Raw genomic sequence first — 513 nt, forward strand, 5'->3', positions numbered from 1 at the left:
TGGCTGATCGCCGACCAGTCGATCGGCACCCTCGTCTCGCTGGACCAGATGCTCCGCCATCTCACCCAGGTCGGTGCGCGCGATACCCGGGCGCAGCTGATCATCAACCGCCATGACGATGCCAGCGGCCTGAGCCCGGCGCAGATCGCCGCCCGCTTCGAGCTGCCGCTGTTGGCGGTGCTGCCCGATCGGCCCACCCTGCGTTCCAGTGCCAGCCATGGCCGCCTGCTGCTGCAGGATGCGCCCCGTGATCCGTATGTGCGTGCCCTTGCCCCGCTGTTGTCGCACCTGGATCCGACGGCCCCCGCGCCGGCCAGGGGCTGGCGGGAACACCTCGCCCTTCGCCTGAGTGGTTCCCCATGGAAGACAAAGTGACCCCGTTCCCGACCCCCACGGCCCGCGCCGATGCCGGCCCCGAAGCCGAGCCTGGCGTGCAGCCGTTCGAGCAGTCCGAGCAGTACCAGAAAGTGCTGATCGCCGCGCATGAGCACCTGCTCAACAGCATCGAGGACG

Annotated in this window: 1 pseudogene; it reads left to right on the top strand. The window is 69.2% G+C overall.

Annotated features, from left to right (window positions below):
* Positions 1-375 (top strand): annotated as a pseudogene (locus tag ACLFKU_RS44015) (fimbrial protein); the annotation flags it as partial.
* Positions 376-513 lie beyond the last annotated feature (138 nt).

Source organism: Paraburkholderia sp. EG304 (assembly GCF_046543485.1).
In the GTDB taxonomy this organism is placed as follows: Bacteria; Pseudomonadota; Gammaproteobacteria; order Burkholderiales; family Burkholderiaceae; genus Paraburkholderia; species Paraburkholderia youngii.